The following is a 1,904-nucleotide window of genomic DNA, read 5'->3' on the forward strand; positions in this document are numbered from 1 at the left end:
GGCGCCGTTGGGTCGAGGTGTTCGACCAGCGTGCAGGTCGGCACGGTTCCGGAGCCAAAAACATCGCCCGGATCGAGCATCACGCCGCGCGAAGCGTAGGCGATGATCTCGGCGAAGCTCCAATCCATCTGCGCGGTCGATCCCGAACCGATCACCTGGTCGTTGACCAGCGCGGTCGCGTACAGGCTCAACGTGCCGTCGCGAAGGTAGGACTCGAGTTCGTCGGGCGTCACCAGACACGGGCCCAGTGTGACGCCGCTGTCCTTGCCTTTGGCCTGGCCGATCGCCAGTTGGCCTTCCAGCTGCTGCAGATCACGTGCGGACCAGTCGTTGAAGATCATGTACCCGACGATCGACCGTTCGGCGTCGGCCACCGACAGGTCTTTGCCCGCGGTCCCGATCACCGCGGCGATCTCCAATTCGAAGTCCTGCCAAACACTTCCGGGCGCCATCGGGGCGTCGTCGTAGGGGCCGAGAACGGTTGACGGGCAGGCGAAATAGAAGGCTGGGATCCGGTACCAGGTGTCCTTGAGCACCCGGCCGCCGCCCATCGCGGCCTGGCAGTTGCGCATGTGGTCGAGGAAGCACAGCGAATCACGAATCGACGGCGGCCGCGGGATCGGCGCCATCAACGTCACCTGATCCAGGCGCGCGGTGGGCGACGACCGGAGCGCCTGCTCCCCTGCCTCCTGCAGTCCCTCCGCGCCGCGCCCGATCAGATCCAACAAGCTCACGCCCGGTCGAAGCGCGTGAATCGCATCGCCGGAAAGTACTCCGGTCCGCTCGCCGTCGCCGTCTCGAAAAGTGACCCACCGCATCGTGATTCATTCCTCTCGTACAACCGGCGCAGATGCCTTCGTCGAGTGTGCAATATTCGGAGGCGAGATGAGGGCTAACGAACGCGCGGATAATGTCACCGTCGACGAATTCGCGGTCGCCGACCCGGCGGACACCTGGGTGCAAGCCGGGTTCAGCGTGGACTCCGATTCCGTCTGCCGGGTCGGCGGCGTTCAAATCCGGTTGTCCGGGCGTGCCCGCGGCACCGGCATCGTCGGGTGGTCGTTGCGCGGCCTGCCGTCGGACGGCCCGCTCCAGGACGTCGATGGCATCCCGACGACGAGGTCAGACGCGGTCGCTGTGGTCCCGGCCAGGCATGCGAACGGCGTCCGCGCGATCGACCACGTGGTGCTGCTGTCACCTGACCTGCGCCGAACGGTCGAATCGCTGAGTGCCATCGGTATCGAATCGCGCCGCGAGCGGGACCACCAACTCGGCGGACGACCAATGCGCCAGATCTTCTTTCGGGCCGGAGAGGTGATTATCGAAGTCGTCGGTTCGCCAGAGACTGCGGGCGAGGGCCCATCCAGCCTCTGGGGGATCACGTACGTCGTCGCGGACATCGACGCGACCGCCGCCTACTTCGGTGATCGCACAGCACCGGTCAAGGATGCGGTACAACCCGGACGCCGGATCACGACGCTCCGGCATCACGCGCTCGGAATCTCGGTCCGGTCCGCGATGATCTCGACCCACATTCGCGATTGCTGAGGCGTGTTGTCGAGCCGACCGCTCGATGCTCTGCCTATCCTCGGCGGATGGTCGCATTCGAGGACGTCGTGATCATCCATACCGACGGCGGCTGCCGACCGAACCCCGGGCCCGGCGGCTGGGGAGCGGTGCTCCGCCGGCGTCAGCACGTCCGCGAGATGTGCGGCGGCGACTCCGGCGAGACAAGCAACAACCGGATGGAATTGACCGCACCCATCATGGCACTGGAGGCACTCACCAAACCCGTGACGGTGCACCTCTACACCGACAGCACCTATGTCCGGAACGGGATCACCAAGTGGGTTCTCGGTTGGGAGCGCAACGGATGGAAGACCGCCGCGAAGCAGCCGGTGAAG

Annotated in this window: 3 protein-coding genes; 2 read left to right on the top strand and 1 reads right to left on the bottom strand. The window is 65.8% G+C overall.

The genetic code is table 11. The features are described from left to right. Window positions 1-818, bottom strand: an 818-nt coding sequence (locus WAN71_RS23875; RefSeq protein ID WP_422227703.1) for a fumarylacetoacetate hydrolase family protein, incomplete at its 3' end; no start/stop codon positions are given. A 67-nt stretch (window positions 819-885) separates the two neighbouring features. On the opposite strand from WAN71_RS23875, the gene WAN71_RS23880 reads away from it, so the two are divergent. Beyond that, window positions 886-1,548 carry a glyoxalase gene (locus tag WAN71_RS23880; protein ID WP_422227704.1) on the top strand — a complete coding sequence of 221 codons (663 nt, stop codon included), beginning with the start codon at window positions 886-888 and terminating at the stop codon, window positions 1,546-1,548. A 47-nt stretch (window positions 1,549-1,595) separates the two neighbouring features. Further along, a partial coding sequence (locus WAN71_RS23885) for an RNase H family protein (RefSeq protein WP_422227705.1) occupies window positions 1,596-1,904 on the top strand: 309 nt, incomplete at its 3' end.

This window comes from Mycobacterium sp., assembly GCF_049280035.1.
In the GTDB taxonomy this organism is placed as follows: Bacteria; Actinomycetota; Actinomycetes; order Mycobacteriales; family Mycobacteriaceae; genus Mycobacterium.